Origin of the sequence: Alkalihalophilus lindianensis (assembly GCF_032843265.1) — a bacterium.
Lineage (GTDB): Bacteria > Bacillota > Bacilli > Bacillales > Bacillaceae_D > Alkalihalophilus > Alkalihalophilus lindianensis.
The window spans coordinates 1-237 of sequence record NZ_JAWJBA010001004.1; the positions used below are offsets into that span (position 1 = coordinate 1).

Here is a 237-nt window from a genome sequence, read left to right on the forward strand (position 1 = left end):
CATAAGCTGCCCCTGAATCAATGATTTCCTTTGCTTTCTTAATCCCTGCTTCGATTGTTTCGGCTTTGGAAGCCGTGTAAATACCGATTCCGGCATTAAGCAATACCGTATCACGATAAGCTCCTTTTTTCCCTTTTAAAACATCGATCAAAATCTCGGCATTGTCTTTTGCGGTACCGCCTTTAATCGCATTGTTATCGTATTGTGGTAAATTGAATTCTTCAGGTGAAAATGATT

The 237-nt window shown here is 39.7% G+C and carries 1 pseudogene; it reads right to left on the minus strand.

The annotated features are described in order from the left end of the window. A pseudogene (locus RYX56_RS25145) lies at positions 1–237 on the minus strand (anthranilate phosphoribosyltransferase); the annotation flags it as partial.